The 17,760-nt window shown below is 44.6% G+C and carries 15 protein-coding genes; 13 read left to right on the forward strand and 2 right to left on the reverse strand.

The window, feature by feature from the left end; all coding sequences use genetic code 11:
* The first annotated feature begins 205 nt into the window (after nt 1–205).
* The 6 genes from hutC (at nt 206) to R7Z10_RS14985 (ending at nt 7,684) form a co-directional block, all read left to right on the forward strand.
* Nucleotides 206–913 carry a histidine utilization repressor gene (hutC, locus tag R7Z10_RS14960; protein ID WP_042521962.1) on the forward strand — a complete coding sequence of 236 codons (708 nt, stop codon included), beginning with the start codon at nt 206–208 and terminating at the stop codon, nt 911–913.
* 129 nt (nt 914–1,042) lie between these two features.
* Nucleotides 1,043–2,293, forward strand: coding sequence for an imidazolonepropionase (hutI, locus tag R7Z10_RS14965; protein WP_053306946.1), 1,251 nt, complete (start codon nt 1,043–1,045; stop codon nt 2,291–2,293).
* Nucleotide 2,294: 1 nt separating this feature from the next.
* Nucleotides 2,295–3,305 carry a formimidoylglutamase gene (hutG, locus tag R7Z10_RS14970; RefSeq protein ID WP_042521966.1) on the forward strand — a complete coding sequence of 337 codons (1,011 nt, stop codon included), beginning with the start codon at nt 2,295–2,297 and terminating at the stop codon, nt 3,303–3,305.
* Nucleotides 3,306–3,378: 73 nt separating this feature from the next.
* Complete coding sequence (gene hutU, locus R7Z10_RS14975; protein WP_115386398.1) at nt 3,379–5,076, forward strand: urocanate hydratase; 1,698 nt, start codon at nt 3,379–3,381, stop codon at nt 5,074–5,076.
* 11 nt (nt 5,077–5,087) lie between these two features.
* Nucleotides 5,088–6,623, forward strand: coding sequence for a histidine ammonia-lyase (gene hutH / locus R7Z10_RS14980; RefSeq protein ID WP_017821814.1), 1,536 nt, complete (start codon nt 5,088–5,090; stop codon nt 6,621–6,623).
* A gap of 335 nt (nt 6,624–6,958) precedes the next feature.
* The gene (locus R7Z10_RS14985; protein WP_017821813.1) at nt 6,959–7,684 is read left to right on the forward strand and encodes a DUF3581 domain-containing protein; all 726 of its coding nucleotides are present in this window, start codon (nt 6,959–6,961) and stop codon (nt 7,682–7,684) included.
* A gap of 110 nt (nt 7,685–7,794) precedes the next feature.
* Here the strand turns inward: R7Z10_RS14985 and R7Z10_RS14990 are convergent, their stop codons facing one another.
* Nucleotides 7,795–8,256 (reverse strand): isoprenylcysteine carboxylmethyltransferase family protein, encoded by a 462-nt coding sequence (locus R7Z10_RS14990; protein WP_033905135.1) that lies wholly within the window; start codon nt 8,254–8,256, stop codon nt 7,795–7,797.
* A gap of 73 nt (nt 8,257–8,329) precedes the next feature.
* Nucleotides 8,330–11,365, reverse strand: a complete 3,036-nt coding sequence (locus R7Z10_RS14995) for an FAD-binding and (Fe-S)-binding domain-containing protein (protein ID WP_318105195.1) — start codon at nt 11,363–11,365, stop codon at nt 8,330–8,332.
* A gap of 260 nt (nt 11,366–11,625) precedes the next feature.
* Here R7Z10_RS14995 and R7Z10_RS15000 point away from each other — a divergent pair, with 260 nt between their 5' ends.
* From R7Z10_RS15000 to R7Z10_RS15030, 7 genes are all read left to right on the forward strand, one after another.
* Nucleotides 11,626–12,306: a DUF3334 family protein gene (locus R7Z10_RS15000; RefSeq protein WP_005388843.1), complete on the forward strand. Its 681-nt coding sequence runs from the start codon at nt 11,626–11,628 to the stop codon at nt 12,304–12,306.
* A gap of 208 nt (nt 12,307–12,514) precedes the next feature.
* The gene (locus R7Z10_RS15005) at nt 12,515–13,210 is read left to right on the forward strand and encodes a DUF2786 domain-containing protein (protein WP_005377954.1); all 696 of its coding nucleotides are present in this window, start codon (nt 12,515–12,517) and stop codon (nt 13,208–13,210) included.
* A 217-nt stretch (nt 13,211–13,427) separates the two neighbouring features.
* On the forward strand, nt 13,428–14,087 hold the full coding sequence (locus tag R7Z10_RS15010; RefSeq protein WP_005377956.1) for an OmpA family protein: 660 nt from the start codon (nt 13,428–13,430) through the stop codon (nt 14,085–14,087).
* Nucleotides 14,088–14,163: 76 nt separating this feature from the next.
* A complete protein-coding gene (locus tag R7Z10_RS15015) occupies nt 14,164–15,138 on the forward strand; it encodes a J domain-containing protein (RefSeq protein ID WP_005388848.1) in 975 nt (324 codons plus the stop codon).
* Nucleotides 15,139–15,315: 177 nt separating this feature from the next.
* Nucleotides 15,316–15,498 (forward strand): hypothetical protein, encoded by a 183-nt coding sequence (locus tag R7Z10_RS15020; RefSeq protein WP_005377960.1) that lies wholly within the window; start codon nt 15,316–15,318, stop codon nt 15,496–15,498.
* A 412-nt stretch (nt 15,499–15,910) separates the two neighbouring features.
* Nucleotides 15,911–16,303 (forward strand): SulA-like leucine-rich domain-containing protein, encoded by a 393-nt coding sequence (locus R7Z10_RS15025; protein ID WP_318105196.1) that lies wholly within the window; start codon nt 15,911–15,913, stop codon nt 16,301–16,303.
* Nucleotides 16,304–16,507: 204 nt separating this feature from the next.
* Entirely contained in the window at nt 16,508–17,611 is a 1,104-nt protein-coding gene (locus tag R7Z10_RS15030; RefSeq protein WP_318105198.1) for a phosphoribosylaminoimidazolesuccinocarboxamide synthase, read from the forward strand.
* Nucleotides 17,612–17,760: the final 149 nt, after the last annotated feature.

Genomic DNA, 17,760 nt, shown 5'->3' on the forward strand with positions numbered 1-17,760 from the left:
TACACAATTGTTTTCTGCTGTGCAAGCAATAGACCACAAGAAAATGTTTGAATTCAATCATCAATCCAAATAATGCTCAACAGCAAGAGTCATTCAGCTCTGCAATAGGATTGTTCGGTCACTAAGCGGTACATTCGTCGAGAAATGTTTGCAATTTGTACCTAAATTAAGCAGTATTTGTATAGTCAAATAAAGGGAAATCATTATGTCTGCACCACTCTACATTCAAATTAAACAATTTATCCTGGATAAAATTGATGCTGGAGAGTGGGTAGTTGGTCATCGCATCGCCACCGAGATTGAGCTTACCGAGCAATTTGGTGTCAGTAGAATGACAGTGAACAAAGCAATTCGGGATTTAGTAAATGAGGGCCGATTACAACGTCGCCCACGCTTAGGCACGTTCGTGTGTGATCCTGGTGAAAAGTCAGAATCTCCCCTGCTAGACATTCGAAACATTGCCGAAGAAGTCAGCGATAGAGGGCGAAAGTATGGCAGTAAAGTGCTCAAACAGATTGCCATAAAAGCAGATGACAACATTGCGATAAAACTCGGCGTTATGCTAGGCACGACAGTGTTTTACAGTGAAATTATTCACTATGAAGACCAAACGCCGATTCAATTGGAGCTCCGCTGGGTGAATAGCCAATATGCCCCGAGTTATTTAAATCAAGACTTCACACAAATCACTCCAAATCAATACCTGTCAGATAATTGCCCACTCAGCGCGATAGAACATACTGTAGAGGCAATTGTGCCTGAAAGCCGTATTAAGCAAGACTTAAAAATGCAAGCCAATGAGCCTTGCCTTCTCTTGAATCGCAGAACGTGGAGCCAAGATAAGTTAGTCAGTACCGCCCTACTTTATCACCCTGGTAACAAATATAAGCTGAGCTCAAAAGTGCTCATTTAAGGGCAAGATTGGTCCTCTAGATCTACGTTTTGATCACATTTTAGCAACATCAATCTTGTCAGTGTTCTTATTTTGCTCTATTTATTTGTATATACATTTAATGATACAAATAAACACAGGGACACAAACATGGATTTGCTGATTGAAAACGCACGTCTGGTCACCATGCAGTCGGGAGAGCGCGGTTATCTGCCAACGTCTCCTGCTCGTATTGGCATTCAATCTGGAAAAATCGTTGCGATCAGCACCTGTGCAATTGGTGAAGACGAACCGCAAACCGAGTCTCTGCTGTCTGCCCAACATTACGCTCAGAGTATCGACCTTCAAGGCAAGTTAGTTCTGCCAGGTTTGATCGACTGCCACACTCATCTTATTTACGCGGGCAATCGTGCCAACGAATTTGAAATGCGCTTAAGCGGCGTGCCATATCAAGAAATTTCCAAACAAGGCGGTGGGATACTTTCAACGGTGCATGCGACGCGTTCAGCAACCGAAGCGCAGTTAGTTGAGTTAGCGTTGCCACGTTTAGACGGGCTACTCGCGAGCGGCGTCACTTCTGTCGAAGTGAAATCAGGCTACGGATTGACACTGAATGATGAAGTAAAAATGCTCCGTGCAGCCAAAATGCTTGAACAAGAGCGCAAAGTTAAAATCACGACTACACTTCTCGCCGCTCACGCCATTCCGCCAGAGTTCCAAGGTCGTGCAGATGATTATATTGAGCACATTTGTCAGGACATAATCCCTGTTGTCGCAAAGGAAGAATTAGCTACGAGTGTCGATGTTTTTTGTGAATCGATTGGTTTCAATCTTGAACAAACAGAAAAAGTGTTTGTAGCTGCAAAACGCCACGGCTTAAAGGTTAAAGGGCATACTGAGCAACTTTCTAATCTCGGTGGTACAGCTCTCACTGCGCAATACAACGGTCTGTCAGCGGATCACATCGAGTTTTTAGATGAGCAAGGTGTTAAAGCACTTGCTCGATCAAACACCGTCGCCACTCTATTGCCTGGCGCTTTTTATTTTCTAAGAGAAACTCAGTTACCACCGATTGAGTTGTTGAGAGAGCATAACGTGCCGATGGCAATTGCTACGGACGTCAACCCAGGTACATCACCATTTTCTGATCTCACACTCATGCTGAATATGGCGTGCACGCTATTTCGCCTTACACCGCAAGAAGCACTGCGTGGTGTAACGCAACATGCAGCCAAAGCTCTGGGTTATCAAAACTCACGTGGCGAAATCAAAGTAGGGTTTGATGCGGACTTCTCTATATGGGATATCGAAAGCCCTGCGGATTTAAGCTATCAAGTCGGAGCAAAACGTCTGGTAGGTCGTATAGTAAATGGTGAATACATTTCACACGGAGGCCAATAATATGTCTCAATTCGACCTACACTCTCCCCTATTTCATTGGCAAGGCCGTCATGATGCCGAGGACGGCAAGCTTGGTCAGCGAATTCATCACGTTGTTCAACGCCAAAAAGCAGATGAGTTGAGTGCCGTTGCGCATGGCGTCTCATTACTCGGTTTTGCTACCGACGCTGGCGTTGCGAGAAACAAAGGACGCATTGGCGCGAAAAAAGCGCCAGACTTAATCCGACGAGCACTCGCTAATTTAGCATGGCACCAAGACGCCCCACTATATGACTTAGGTACTGTGGTGTGTGAAGACGACTTACTGGAAGAGAGCCAAGCTCTATGTGCAGCAACCATTTCAAGCGCACTGCCCCATACGCCAGTCATCGTGCTGGGTGGTGGGCATGAGATTGCATGGGCCTCCTTTTCCGGCTTAGCGGGGTATTTTAAAGAGCACTATCCAGAGAAGAAACCTAAAATCGGCATTATCAATTTCGATGCGCATTTCGATTTGCGCGCATTTGAGAGTAACCTCGCCGACATAAGACCGAGCTCTGGTACACCCTTCAACCAAATTCATCATTTTTGTCAACGTAACGATTGGGACTTTCATTACGCTTGTATTGGTGTAAGCCGTAGTAGCAACACTAAAGCGCTATTTGAAAAAGCAGATGCGTTAAATGTTTGGTATGTAGAGGACAATCAGCTCTGCTACTTAAACCACAGTTATCACTTAACTCAGCTTCAGCATTTTATTGACGACTGTGACTACCTCTATTTGACTATTGATCTGGATGTATTCCCTGCTGCAACCGCACCTGGAGTCAGCGCACCAGCAGCTCGGGGAGTGAGTTACGACACAATTGCCCCCTTTTTAGATCGAATTCTTCATTACAAAAATAAGTTAATGCTGGCTGATATCGCCGAATACAACCCAAATTATGACGTCGATAGTCAAACAGCACGATTAGCTGCCCGTTTGTGTTGGGATATCGCCAACGCAATGGCGGAAAAACAGCACAAACCATAATGCATCCCAGATGCCACTGATTATTACGACCAAGCAAGTACTTGGTCATCACGAGAAACTAAAGGAGTCTGAAATGACACAGCGCCAGGGACAAGATCCACGACTTGATACAAGCAGAACAATTCGTGCACCTCACGGAGATAAACTGCGCGCAAAATCTTGGCTAACCGAAGCCCCTCTTCGTATGCTGATGAACAACCTTGATCCTGATGTTGCAGAACATCCACATTCACTGGTTGTATATGGCGGCATTGGCCGAGCAGCGCGAAACTGGGAATGTTACGACAAGATTGTTGAAGTACTTGAAAGACTCGAAGATGACCAAACGCTTTTAGTTCAATCAGGCAAGCCTGTTGGTGTTTTCCCTACCCATAAAAACGCCCCACGCGTGCTTATCGCAAACTCAAACCTCGTTCCTCATTGGGCAAACTGGGAACACTTCAACGAGCTCGATAAACAAGGCTTGATGATGTACGGCCAAATGACCGCTGGCAGCTGGATATACATTGGCTCGCAAGGTATCGTACAAGGCACATACGAAACGTTCGTATCTGTTGCAAAAAAACACTTTGGCGGTGAAGCAAAGGGCCGTTGGATTCTAACAGGTGGTCTCGGTGGCATGGGTGGAGCTCAACCTCTCGCTGGTACAATGGCGGGCTTCTCCATGATTGCAGTAGAGTGTGATGAATCACGTATCGATTACCGCCTACGTACAGGCTATGTCGATAAGAAAGCGACTTCTTTAGATGAAGCGCTAGCTATCATTAAAGAGTCAGACATACCAGTATCGGTTGGTCTACTAGGTAATGCAGCAGACGTTTTCTCTGAGCTGGTAGAACGTAATATCACGCCTGATGTCGTAACAGACCAAACGTCTGCACACGACCCGCTCAATGGCTATTTACCACAAGGCTGGAGCATGTCTCACGCAGCGGAAATGCGTTTGCAAGATGAAGCAATGGTCGTAAAAGCAGCGAAAAAATCCATGGCTGTGCAAGTTCAAGCGATGTTAGAGCTGCAAAATCGCGGCGCCGCAACACTCGACTACGGTAACAACATCCGCCAGATGGCCTTGGAAGAAGGCGTAGAAAACGCATTCGATTTTCCTGGCTTCGTTCCAGCCTACATTCGTCCTCTATTCTGTGAAGGTATCGGTCCTTTCCGTTGGGCTGCTCTCTCTGGCGATCCTGAGGACATCTATAAAACCGACCAAAAAGTAAAAGAGCTAATTCCAGATAATCCGCACTTACATAACTGGCTAGATATGGCTCGCGAGCGCATCCAGTTCCAAGGTTTACCTGCGCGTATTTGCTGGGTTGGTCTTAAAGATCGTGAGCGTCTTGGTCAAGCATTCAACGAAATGGTGAAAAATGGCGAACTTAAGGCGCCCGTTGTCATTGGTCGAGACCACTTAGACTCTGGTTCTGTAGCAAGCCCGAACCGTGAAACCGAAGGTATGATGGACGGTTCTGACGCCGTATCAGACTGGCCATTATTAAACGCGCTACTCAACACGGCGGGCGGCGCAACTTGGGTTTCACTGCACCACGGTGGTGGCGTAGGAATGGGTTTCTCGCAACACTCAGGTATGGTTATCTGCTGTGACGGCAGCGAAGATGCCTCACAACGTATTGCCCGCGTGTTGCATAACGACCCAGCAACTGGTGTCATGCGTCATGCTGATGCGGGATACGATATCGCTAAACAATGTGCAGCAGAGCAAGGGCTAGATTTGCCAATGCTCAACGAAGAACTGAAGAAGCTCAAGTAAGGATGAAAGAGATGTTAAATTTAACGCTAAAGCCAGGTCATATTAGCTTAAACGAACTACGCCAAGTGAGCCGTTCACCAGTCAACCTTACTTTGGATCCTGAAGCCATTCCGGCCATTGAAGAAAGCACACAGGTCGTAGACCGAGTCATCGCGGAAGATAGAACGGTTTACGGAATTAACACTGGTTTTGGGCTATTGGCTAACACACGAATAGCACCAGAAGATTTAGAAACACTGCAACGCAGTATCGTTCTTTCTCATGCGGCAGGTATCGGTGAGTTTATGTCAGATGAAACGGTTCGTCTGATGATGGTATTAAAAATCAATAGTCTGTCTCGTGGCTTTTCTGGGATTCGCCTAAAAGTCATTAATATGCTGACCGACCTAGTCAACGCACAAGTTTACCCTTGTGTACCTAAAAAGGGCTCTGTTGGCGCATCAGGTGACTTAGCTCCTCTAGCCCATATGAGCACTGTATTACTGGGAGAAGGACAAGCTCGCCACAACGGTAAAATCATTTCCGGGCAAGAAGCATTAAAAATCGCAGGTCTAGAGCCTATCACTCTGGCGCCAAAAGAAGGCTTAGCGCTACTAAATGGGACTCAGGCATCCACAGCGTTCGCATTGGAAGGCCTGTTTATCGCGGAAGACCTTTTCGCGTCAGCAACCGTTTGTGGTGCAATGTCTGTTGAAGCCGCTCTCGGCAGCCGACGTCCATTCGATCCGCGCATTCACCGTGTACGTGGTCATCGCAGCCAGATGGACGCAGCACTCGCATACCGTCATTTGTTAGACACATCGAGTGAAATAGGTGATTCGCACACTAACTGTGAAAAAGTGCAAGACCCGTATTCTTTGCGCTGTCAGCCTCAAGTGATGGGCGCGTGTTTACAGCAAATCCGCAATGCGGCGGAAGTATTACAAGTAGAGGCGAATTCCGTATCAGATAATCCGTTGGTGTTTGCTGAAGATGGTGACATCATCTCTGGCGGTAACTTCCACGCGGAGCCTGTTGCAATGGCAGCCGACAACCTAGCACTTGCGATTGCCGAGATCGGCAGCTTGTCTGAACGTCGTATGGCATTACTTATCGATAGCGCGCTATCAAAACTGCCACCGTTCTTAGTCGACAATGGTGGTGTGAACTCTGGTTTCATGATTGCTCAGGTTACCTCCGCTGCGTTAGCAAGTGAAAACAAAACACTCGCTCACCCAGCGTCAGTAGACAGCTTGCCAACATCTGCAAACCAAGAAGATCACGTGTCAATGGCAACATTCGCGGCTCGCAGATTGAAAGAAATGGGCGAAAACACTCGCGGTATTCTGGCTGTCGAATACCTCTCAGCAGCACAAGGCCTAGACTTTAGAGCGCCAAACAAGTCCTCTGAGCGTATTGAGATTGCGAAACAAATGTTGCGTGAAAAAGTATCGTTCTACGATAAAGATCGCTACTTTGCTCCAGACATTGAACAGGCAAATACTCTGCTTAAGCTGGCTATCCACAACACGCTCATGCCAGAGAGCTTGTTACCAAGTGTTCAATAACCAAGCATAACTGGCATTTCATCGAATAAACAGATAATGACTTGAAGGCTCTACGTTCAGCGTGGAGCCTTTTTACATACGATTAAACATGTTGATGGCACTATTTATGAACGCCAGTCTACTTTGATGGCTATACTTTAAAAGATAGGCGAGCGAAAAGGTCGTTGTTTATTGTTTTCACAAATAAAAGCGTTGCTAAAGTATGCGTTTTTAACGGTTTATCCGCCGAAATAGTGTCTTATTGTTAGGATACGGTGAAGTTTTCACTGGATGGACCATTGCTACGCAGATATTCGCATATAATCCCACACAGTTTTGGTTACTACGTAAAAATTATGTTTCTAACACCTTATTTTTCAAACACTAATCACCAGTTTCAGTTCACTCGCGAACAAGCAAGCCACTTTGCAAAACGTGTCGCAGGTGACTACAACCCAATTCATGATGAAGACAACAAACGCTTTTGTGTCCCTGGAGATTTACTTTTCGCTGTGCTTCTTAGTAAAGAGGGCGTTAGCCAAAAGATGCGTTTTAACTTCTCTGGCATGGTAAACGATGGTGTAGCACTTCATATTGAAAATAAGTGTGACAAAGAAAGCGCTGTTGTTGACGAGGCAGGTAAAGAATACTTACACATGTCCCGTGAAGGTGAAACTAACCACGATCCGGCATTTATTGAGCATGTAGTGACAAATTACGTGCAATTTTCTGGTATGAACTTCCCTCACATCATGGTTCCTCTTATGGAAGAGAAGCAAATGATGATAAACTGCCAGCGTCCATTAGTTATTTATGAAAGCATGGAAGTCGAATTTTCACGCTTAGACCTTACGCATCCAGAGGTGGATTTCACTGGCGCAACATTCGACGTAGAAGGCAAACGAGGTGTAGTCACCTTAAACTTTGCGTTCAAAGAAGACGGTGAAGTCGTTGGTAAAGGTATTAAGCGCATGGTTGCAAGTGGCTTGAAGCCATATGACCAAGAAGCGGTTGACGACCTTGTACGCCGCTTTAATGAACGTAAGGATGCATTCCTAGCAAAGTTCGTTAAGGCAGCCTAGTCGACTGCCCTATCAGAAGCGCACAAAAAACGTGTTTACTAAAAGAAAGCCCAACGTCGACCGTTGGGCTTTCTTTTTATGTCTCATCCAAACAAAACTAAACGCAATGCTTAGAGCCAACGACGAACATGGTTTTTATAATCCACATACTCTTCACCAAACAATCGCTCTAAAACGCGTTCCTCAGGCTTGATTTGAAACCGATTCATATAACTGACAAATATCACGCCACAAAGCACCACACTCAAGTGCTGCCACCACAAACCAGTTGCTATGATTAGAAGCAATAATGCCGTGTACATAGGGTTGCGTGAAAAGGCAAACACACCAGTTCTTACAACAGAAGATGCCGCTTCAGGTTTTACTGGGTTCACTGTGGTTTTTACTTTGCGAAATTCATACACGCCAGCAATGCCCATGTAGCCAGACAACAAAGTTAATACACCTACTACAAATTCAACAAAGGGTACTCGAATGTTCATGCTCGGCGTCAAAACTTTAAGTCCGTACATCAAAAGTATGACTAACAAAAACACCGCAACAGGTGGGACTTTGAGTTCAAGTTTTCTCAAGATTCATATCCTTTGAAAGGGTCTAAGTACGGTTTCTAAAAAGCCCAGTAAAACTGGGCTTGATTTAGTCCGATTACAACAAAGTTAACAATGCCTGAACGGGATGCTTGGGCTTCGTTCCTTCAAAGCGTTTAACTTGGCTGCGGCAAGAATAGCCTGTAATCAAACATCTCTCGTTATCCAACTTATCTAAGCTTGGCTTCCAGCTTAAATTGTAAATATCTTTCGACATCGACAACTTATCAACCTCATGACCAAACGTACCCGCCATACCACAACAACCAACAGGTACCGTATTCAAAACTGCACCAAAGTGAGCAAAAATAGCGCCCCACTCTTTTTCCGCATTTGGCATTTTGGTTTTTTCAGTACAGTGCGCAAACAGATACCAAGGTTCCTGCGCCTTATGCTCTCCGCTTTCAAACGCTTCTAGTCTTGGGTAAAGCCATTCGTGGGCTGTTAGTACATCGAAATTACCTCGCTTACTGCCAAGCACTTCAGCGTATTCATCTCGATAACACAGCACCAAAGCAGGATCGACGCCAACTAATGGGATATCCAAATCCGCTACCATCGCCAAGAACTTCGCAGTGTCGGCTGCTGTGTCCTTAAACTGACGTAAAAACCCTTTAATGTGTTGTGCTTTACCATTCGGCTTAAACGGCAGAAGTACCGGATGCATACCCAGCTTTTTCAATAACTTAACGAAGTCTTCAACGACATCAGCGTCGTAGTAGCTAGTGAATGGGTCTTGAACAATTAAAACATGCTTGCTCTTTTCAGACGAAGACAAACCACTGAGCGCTTGCAGATCATAAGGCGTTGTCAGCGACTCTACTCGTTGTTTCAAGGTGGGTACTGATAACAACGGCGCATCGACATACCCGACCGTAGATGCCGTTAAACTTTTCACCCACGACTGCTTCAAAACACCATTTACGACACCTGGCGCTTTTGCCATCATCGGCAGCATAGTCTCAATGTTCGCAACCAGATAGTCTTTTGCAGGACGTTGATAACGAGAGTGATAGATGTTTAAAAAACGTGAGCGAAAGCTCGGAACATCGACTTTAATCGGACACTGACTCGCACACGCTTTACACGCCAAACAACCATTCATCGCTTCATACACTTCGTGAGAGAAGTCATACTCGTGACGACGATTGATAGAATGACGTACGCGGTCAATCATGGTTTTGATTGATGTTTTGTTTTCTAGTGTTTGCTTTTCTAAGTCAAGAATATCAATGCCTTGCTCAGTAAGCTGACGCAACCACTCGCGAACCAAACCCGCACGACCTTTCGGTGAATGACGACGATCGGCTGTTACTTTCATCGATGGACACATTGGCGAGCTGGTATCGTAGTTAAAACACAAACCGTTACCGTTACATTCCATCGCTTGTTTAAAGCTGTCACGTACTTGAACGTCAATCTGACGGTCATAGTAACCACGTTTGGTATCGGTAACTTTGACAAGCTCTGCATCACTATCCAGCGGTGTACAGATTTTGCCCGGGTTCATTTTGTTGTGTGGATCGAATGCCGCTTTCACACGTCTCAGTTCAGTAAACAACTCGTCGCCGAAAAACTCAGGGCCATATTCTGAACGGAAACCTTTGCCGTGTTCACCCCACATCAAACCGCCGTATTTCGCCACCAGCTTGACCACTTCATCAGAAACTTCGTGCATCAATGCTTCTTGGTGCGGGTCACACAAATCCAACGCAGGACGTACGTGAAGCACCCCAGCATCGACGTGACCAAACATGCCGTAATTCAGAGACTTGCTGTCTAACAGTTCTCGAAACTCTACAATGAAGTCCGCCAGGTTTTCTGGTGGCACACAGGTATCTTCAGCGAATGCGACCGGTTTAGCACGACCTTTTGCTGCGCCTAACAAACCCACCGCTTTTTTACGCATGTTGTAAATACGCCCAATGCTCGCTACATCGTTACAAACTTGGTAGCCGATAATGCCCGCTTCTTCTGTTTCCAACATGGTATCGAGCTTGGCGGTCAACGCTGCAACCTGAGCAGCAACTTCCTCTTCGTCCTGACCTGCGTATTCCACCATATTGATGCCAAGCATCTCTTTATTTGGAACATCGGTAAGTAAATCGCTCACGGTGTGCCAAACGATATCTTGCTTCGCGAGATTAAGCACTTTTGAGTCAACGGTTTCTACAGACAGCGCTTTCGCCTCTACCATAAACGGTGCATTACGCAGTGCAGAATCAAAGCTGTTGTATTTAACGTTAACCAACGTACGCGCTTTCGGAATTGGCGTCAGGTTCAGCTTTGCTTCGGTAATAAATGCCAATGAACCTTCCGCGCCGCAAAGTACTCGTGTGATATCGAAACGGTCACCGTCTTCATTCAAGGCATTTTTTAAATCGTAGCCCGTTAAAAATCGGTTAAGAGGAGGAAACTTATCTACGATCTGCTGGCGTTTTTCACGACATACGGATTCCGTTACACGTAGCGCCTTGGCAGCAAACTCGCCTTCTTTTGGGTAACCATGGGACAAGTCCGACTCTAAAATTGAACCATCAGCAAACACCGCTTGTAGCGACAAAACATGATCGGATGTTTTTCCGTATTTCAGAGAACCTTGACCAGAAGCATCGGTGTTGACCATGCCGCCAATCGTTGCACGGTTACTGGTAGATAAGTCTGGAGAGAAGAAGTAGCCATAAGGGCGAACAGCGTCATTTAACTGGTCTTTCACTACACCAGTTTGTACACGAACCCAGCCTTCTTTCTCATTAATCTCAAGCACTTTGTTCATGTGGCGAGACATATCCACCACAATACCTTTGGTTAGCGACTGACCATTGGTCCCTGTGCCGCCACCACGAGGTGAAAAGGTAATTCGTTCGTACTTTTCTTTATTGCTCAGTTTCCCGAGGAGAGAAACATCTTCTGTCGTTTTGGGATGAACGACAGACTGAGGAAGTTGCTGGTAAACACTGTTGTCAGTGGCAACCGCTAGTCGGCTTGAATATTGGCTTTCGATATCACCAGTGAATCCGGCGTGCTCAAGCTCTTTCAGAAAACTAAGAACAAGAGGATCGACATCAGTTTGCGAGTGTAATCTTGGTAACATTTGCTTCCTGCCCCTACGACGCTGATCCGATCAGCTGCGGGTTGTGTAATTATTTGCTCACTTCTCATACAAATTGGCGCTAAGCGAAAAAACACCACAAAAGAGTTAGTGAAGTAATATTCTTTGAATTTCGTCACTTTACAACATTTAAAAAGACGAGCAAATCAGAATCTCGATACAATAATTAAACTTATGCTTTATTTTTTCACGCTTGATGCCTACATTGGGGAACGAATCGCGTTTCTAGATGAGTTTTCAGAATGAAAAAAAATAAAATTGTGACCACTGAAGATATCCTTCTCAAACTTTGCCAGTCTGTTTCTGGCGTACTTACTTCGGCGACATCTTCTCAAGTAAATTATTCAGCAATGGTGCAAAAAATCCACAAGACTAGCCTCAAACCAGATTTTGGCTGTTTTGTTCTGTTTGATGGCGGATTTACCGGGCTAGTTGTGATTAATTTTACGGCAAAAGCCGCACTGGAGATCTACACCAACTACATGCGTAATATGGGCATGCCAGAAGAAGAACTGGCAATATCTCATACTTCTGACGAGGTAGGCGATGTTCTGGGTGAACTCATGAATCAACTGGTCGGAGACTTCACTAATAAAATTCGTAAAGACCTGCAAACGAACATCACACAAAACCAACCAAAAATGCTGGCGCTGAATAAGCAAGTTATCTTACAAGTTGATACCAACCTTGACCGCCCTCAAGCGCGCAGAGTGACGTTCTCCACCGAAAACAACAATATTTTCTATCTCGAACTAGCAATGGATAAAACTGAGTTCATCCAACTGGAAGAGTTTGAAGTTGCTGAAGACGAAAACCCAGACGACATTTTAGAGGCAACACGTAAACAGTTGGCTGAGAAAGAATCTAAATCGTCGGGATCAAACGATGATGCCGATGACTTGCTCAATCAGCTCGGGTTGTAATTCTAACGAATCTTAATGAAGAATGGCTTCTTAGACACAAGTACGACTTCATACTGATTACGACGAACTAAAACGCCAGCCTCGCTTAATGCGAGGCTTCTTTTTATGTGCAGAAATTATCTTCAGTCCCACCTTGTATTTCGTTTTTATGTCAAAAAAGGTAATATGTCTGACTTCATAAATTTTCTGCTTTCGTTACTGGTTGTCGATGGATAAACAAAAAGCTCTGAAAAAAATCGCCAAGTGCTTAGAACTGGGCAATTCCGCTAATGTTAATGAGGCTGCCAATGCTATCAAAATGGCACATCGCCTCATGCTTAAATATGGTCTCGATAAAGACGATATTGAGTTCATCAGAATGGGAAAAACACAATCTTCTCATCTGCTACCAGCGAACATCAGTTCTACCATATTGCGAGTGATTCGCGGCATTAACACAAAATTCGGTGTCGAAGCAGTATTGTTGAATCACAAAGGGCTCAAACGTGTCGAATTTATCGGTGAAGCAGATCGCGCTATTTTTGCTGCATTTGCTTTCGATATTGTTTATCGCGAGATGAACGAAAGTACCGGACAATTCCGAAACAGCTTTGCTGGCACCGGCACCTCTTCTCAGGAAGTGACTCGCCGTGTGAACTCATTTGTATCTGGCTGGGTGGAAGGCGCGATTGAAAAATTGCCAATTATTTCTCCAGATGAAGAGTCGGCCAATAAAATTAATGACTATATTGATAAAGAATTCCAAAACATTGACCGCGAAACGTTCAAGAAGCAATTGAAAGAAGCGATGAAAAACCTAACTGAAGACTACGAAGTGGGCTTAAAGAAAGGTAGAAAGGTTTCAGTTAACCGTGGAGTGGGCGGCGAACAAGCACGCAAAATGTTGGGCGATTCATCGAAATAGCCAGAATAGTAAAGGATTCACATAAGCAGCAATGACTTCGATGTCGATGGGGCTTACTTTGAGAGCTTTGGCAGTATTGATAGGAATTTTCTTACAGAAACTCTTATCAATCTTACTTTCTCATAACAAATATCAATGCTTGTTTATTCATAATTCGCATCCCATTATGAGGCATGGTTTCGCCTCAGTTTTATACGGAGATTTTCCCTTGAAAAAGATGCCTATTGCACTAGCTCTAGTGCTAGCTCTTACTGGCTGTCAAGCCACTCAACGCCAAAATGCAACAACGGGTGAATACGAAACTAACTCCACCACGCAAGGCGCGCTTATTGGTGCGATCGCTGGCGCAGCAATCGGCCTAGCAACGGGTGATGATGCTAAAGAACGTCGTCAGCATGCACTCATTGGTGCAGCCGCAGGCGGAGCGACTGGCGCTGGCGTTGGTTACTACTTTGACCAACAAGAAGCGGAATTACGTCGCGCTTTGCTAAACTCTGGCGTACAAGTTCAGCGTGTTGGTGAAAATCAGCTTTTACTGCGTATGGAAAACGGTATCGGCTTCTCTTCAAGCTCTTACCAGCTTGATGCTAGTATCCATAATACTCTACGCGGTGTTGCTCGCATCCTAGTTGAGTACCCAGATACCAGTCTCGTTATTGACGGTTACACGGATAGCACAGGTAGTGAGTCATACAACCAAACGTTGTCAGAGCGCCGTGCAGAGTCCGTACGTCAATTCCTAGTATCTCAAAACGTTGCACCTGGTCGTGCAATTGCACGCGGCTACGGCGAACGTAACCCAATTTGCTCAAACCAAACTTCTGAAGGTCGTGCGTGCAACCGTCGTGTTGAAATCCAGATCTTGCCACTGAAGTAATTTGGTTGCACCATAACGGTAATAATAAAAAATTACCGGAGCAGGCCTAACCATTATCGTTAGGCCTGACATATTAATGTCTGTCAAAACGTCTGCCCTACTCTGCTTATTTAGCCTCAGCTTTTCTGGCTACTCACTTGCCTCTCAAGCTCCAAATGACCCCATCGAACAATACGAGTACGCACAACAATTATTGGCATCAAACGAAGCTGAAGCCTCACCAGAAACGCGCTACTGGCTAGAGCAATCCGCCAACCAAGGTTACCTCCCTGCACAAAAACAGCTCGCGAACGACTTTGCTAAAGGGATAAATGGCGAAAAAAATGAAACACAAGCGTTATATTGGCTAACCTCTATCGCACTCAATGACCCAACCGATCGTGGCTTTCTTCTCGCCGATTTTATTCAGCGCAATCCAGGTAAGGTCACAACTTCTCAATTGACTGAAGCCTTGTATCAAATGGCTTCTCAGCATAATCCAGCAGCAGAACAAGCTTATAATCAACTGTTAGAGCTGCGCTTCAACCAACTACGAGCTAAACAAGTCTCGCAAATAAAGTCGCTCGATAAAAAAGCAGAGCAAACACAAGAAGAGAAAAGCACAGTTGCAACCCCCAAAGTAAAACACTCGCAGTTTCTATGGCTGATTTGGCTAGCGGCGATCCTCATCATCAGCGGCTTAAGTTTCCTCGCGATCAAAAAACTTAAGCAGAATAGAAAAGCGCGTGAAGCCAAAGAGGAAAGCCAAAATCAACGAATGGCGGAAAAAATAAAAGAGCTAGAGTTTACGAACAAGCAACTGAAGCGTCAGTTAGAGAAAGTATTCAGAGAATTTAAGAAATCCAAAACTCAGGCAGAAAACCATAAGCTAAGCGTCGCGTGTGCTATGTTTGGCTACACACCACAAACCATCCCTGATTTACAGGCAATCAAGCTACGCTATAGACAATTATCAAAGCTTTATCATCCTGACACAAGGGGCAGTGAAGAAGAAATGAAGCGACTCAATCATGCCTTTAAGCTCGTCTCACAAAATGTTACAAAACAGTAAAAATAGGTCAGGATACTTTGGCTGCCATGCTTTTATTCCCATATAATCAAGCACCGCAATCGATCTCCCTCTCAAAGAAATTAACAGACATTTAACTTAAGTCGCGCTTTTATGCCATAATGCCCGGCGCAAAATAACACCTAACGACTCAAATTAATCTAGGTGGGGAGAAAATCAATGTTCACTGAAGAAGGCACCTGTGATTGGTGTAAAAAACCTAGTCTTGTAACTCGTCACGATTATTTAGATGGCAAGCACCACTACTCATGTAAAGCTTGTTACGATATGGCGAAAATCGACGTGCGCCTATTTAACCAAGGCGAATTGCAAATGCGCGAACGTTTGCAACGAGCGAGCTAAGCAAGACGGAATCAATGGAACTGATTTTCAAAAGCGCCTTTTATAAGGCGCTTTTTTGATCGCCCAAGCCTATTTCCAATCTCTATCTCGTATTCCCTCCTATCCTACATAGCATGTCGCATCGGTTATCAGCCCTCTTCCACTGTATACAAACCACTGTCCGTGAAAAACACCTGTATATACAGTAGTAAACCCCTGTATGTCTCTCGTCCAACTTTCTACTCACCTCACATTTTTAAATTGATGTTAGACATATCAGAAATGAAAAATAAACAAATAAATTCAATTACTTAAAGTAAAATCCTTTTATTTCCTTTTCAAAAAACCGCAAATAACTTTTGAGAAACTGGTTGATCAGGTCGCCAAAACAAACTACTGTATACACATACAGCATGTATAAAGGAACAGTAAGATGCAGTTACAAAGTCAATCTCATACATACTCTCGCTACAACGTATTGGCACAAGCAACTAAGCCCATGGCCGTTTCGGATCAGCTTCTATCTAAGCTGGCTGTTTTATCGCAGCAGAAACAATGGATTTTGTTTACAGCAGACTGCCCTCGTCCAGACTTTGAACAACTCACTGCTTCTAATATTTGCTGTAAAAACGTTATTCAAATGAAGCCCTCTCAACAGCTTTCAGAAGTCGAGATCGTGATAAAAGCCATCCGATCAGGTAATGCCAGTGCTGTTGTCGCATCCAATAAAATTGCACTTATGAATCAATCTATGTTGAGCGACGTGGCGCAGCGCTATCAGTGTGAAGTCTTTTTCGTCGAAGGCAGAGTTAATAAGTACCACTAATAAGTTCGACGTTATCTATCCTGCATCTCGCCTCCTTTTTAAGGGGGCATTTTTTTGTATTAAAGAAAACAGGCAAACGTTTGCTTTTTCTCTGGCGAGTTAAAATAGTTCTGGTATGATGCCCACATTCGATTTATTCAGCGCCCACATTTTGCTGAATATCTTCTCTTTCTGACGTTTGATTAAGATGATAGGAATGTCGCAATGAGCCTTGCTAATCAAGTACTTGCCGTCAATGACGACCTGCCAATTCGCACCCATGAACCCGTTCATAGTGGAAAAGTTCGTTCAGTTTACTGGTTAACTGAAGAAGACAGCGCCCGACTGATCAAAGAAAAAGGATACAATGTCGCTCCAGATGCGCCTTTGGCTATCATGGTGATTAGCGACCGAATCTCTGCATTCGATTGTATTTGGCATGCTGAAGGTGGTCTTAATGGTGTCCCGGGTAAAGGGGCGGCGCTTAATGCGATTTCTAATCACTGGTTCAAACTGTTCAAAGAAAATGGCTTAGCAGATAGCCATATTCTAGACATTCCTCACCCTTTTGTTTGGATTGTACAAAAAGCCAAACCGGTAAAAATCGAAGCCATCTGCCGCAAATACATCACGGGTTCGATGTGGCGCGCTTACGCAAATGGCGAGCGAGAGTTTTGTGGAATCCAACTTCCTGAAGGGTTAGAAAAAGACAAAGCACTTCCAGAATTGCTAATGACCCCATCCACAAAAGGCATTCTAAAAGGCATTCCCGGTGTGCCAGAAGCGGATGACGTAAATATTACTCGTCAAAACATCGTAGACAACTACGAAGCATTTAACTTCTCAAGCGCTGACGATATCGCACTCTACGAAAAATTGCTGAAAGAAGGCTTTAACGTTATCAGCCAAGCATTAGAAGAAATCGACCAAATCTTTGTCGATACCAAATTCGAATTTGGTTATGTTCATGATGCTGCTGGCAATGAAAAGCTGATTTACATGGATGAAGTGGGTACACCAGACTCGTCTCGTATATGGGATGCTAAAGAGTACCAAGCAGGTCACATCGTAGAGAACTCAAAAGAAGGTTTCCGCCAGTTCCTACTTAACCACTTCCCTGACCCAGATATCTTGCTAAACAAAGAACGTATGCCAGAGCGCGAAGCACTCGCTCGTGATAATGCTTTACCCGTCGAATCTTTGATGGCGATTTCGAGCACTTACATTGGTATTGCCGAGAAGATTACAGGCAAGCCGATTCATTTGAGTGATAATCCGAAAGCGGAAATCATCGAAGTTCTGAGCAAAGAATACGGATTGATTGACTAGCACTGTCGCTAGATTGCTAAACGCTTTCCAATAAAAAGTCCGCATTAGCTTGCGGACTTTTTTCGTATTAGGTGTGTCGTCCTAAATAAGGTTGACACTTTCCACCCCAAAATTGGAGAGTGTTATGAAATCAACAACTAAAAGAACTC

Source organism: Vibrio sp. Vb1018 (assembly GCF_033338775.1).
Lineage (GTDB): Bacteria > Pseudomonadota > Gammaproteobacteria > Enterobacterales > Vibrionaceae > Vibrio > Vibrio alginolyticus.

Excerpts from the sequence above, each read along its gene's own strand:
- R7Z10_RS15010 (WP_005377956.1), top strand. The coding sequence starts at position 13,428 with ATGCCTATTGCACTAGCTCTAGTGCTAGCTCTTACTGGCTGTCAAGCC.
- R7Z10_RS15015 (WP_005388848.1), top strand. The coding sequence starts at position 14,164 with ATGTCTGTCAAAACGTCTGCCCTACTCTGCTTATTTAGCCTCAGCTTT.
- R7Z10_RS14995 (WP_318105195.1), bottom strand. The coding sequence starts at position 11,365 with ATGTTACCAAGATTACACTCGCAAACTGATGTCGATCCTCTTGTTCTT.
- R7Z10_RS15020 (WP_005377960.1), top strand. The coding sequence starts at position 15,316 with ATGTTCACTGAAGAAGGCACCTGTGATTGGTGTAAAAAACCTAGTCTT.
- hutU (WP_115386398.1), top strand. The coding sequence starts at position 3,379 with ATGACACAGCGCCAGGGACAAGATCCACGACTTGATACAAGCAGAACA.
- R7Z10_RS15025 (WP_318105196.1), top strand. The coding sequence starts at position 15,911 with ATGCAGTTACAAAGTCAATCTCATACATACTCTCGCTACAACGTATTG.
- R7Z10_RS15005 (WP_005377954.1), top strand. The coding sequence starts at position 12,515 with ATGGATAAACAAAAAGCTCTGAAAAAAATCGCCAAGTGCTTAGAACTG.
- R7Z10_RS15000 (WP_005388843.1), top strand. The coding sequence starts at position 11,626 with ATGAAAAAAAATAAAATTGTGACCACTGAAGATATCCTTCTCAAACTT.
- hutH (WP_017821814.1), top strand. The coding sequence starts at position 5,088 with ATGTTAAATTTAACGCTAAAGCCAGGTCATATTAGCTTAAACGAACTA.
- R7Z10_RS15030 (WP_318105198.1), top strand. The coding sequence starts at position 16,508 with ATGAGCCTTGCTAATCAAGTACTTGCCGTCAATGACGACCTGCCAATT.
- R7Z10_RS14985 (WP_017821813.1), top strand. The coding sequence starts at position 6,959 with ATGTTTCTAACACCTTATTTTTCAAACACTAATCACCAGTTTCAGTTC.
- hutC (WP_042521962.1), top strand. The coding sequence starts at position 206 with ATGTCTGCACCACTCTACATTCAAATTAAACAATTTATCCTGGATAAA.
- hutI (WP_053306946.1), top strand. The coding sequence starts at position 1,043 with ATGGATTTGCTGATTGAAAACGCACGTCTGGTCACCATGCAGTCGGGA.
- hutG (WP_042521966.1), top strand. The coding sequence starts at position 2,295 with ATGTCTCAATTCGACCTACACTCTCCCCTATTTCATTGGCAAGGCCGT.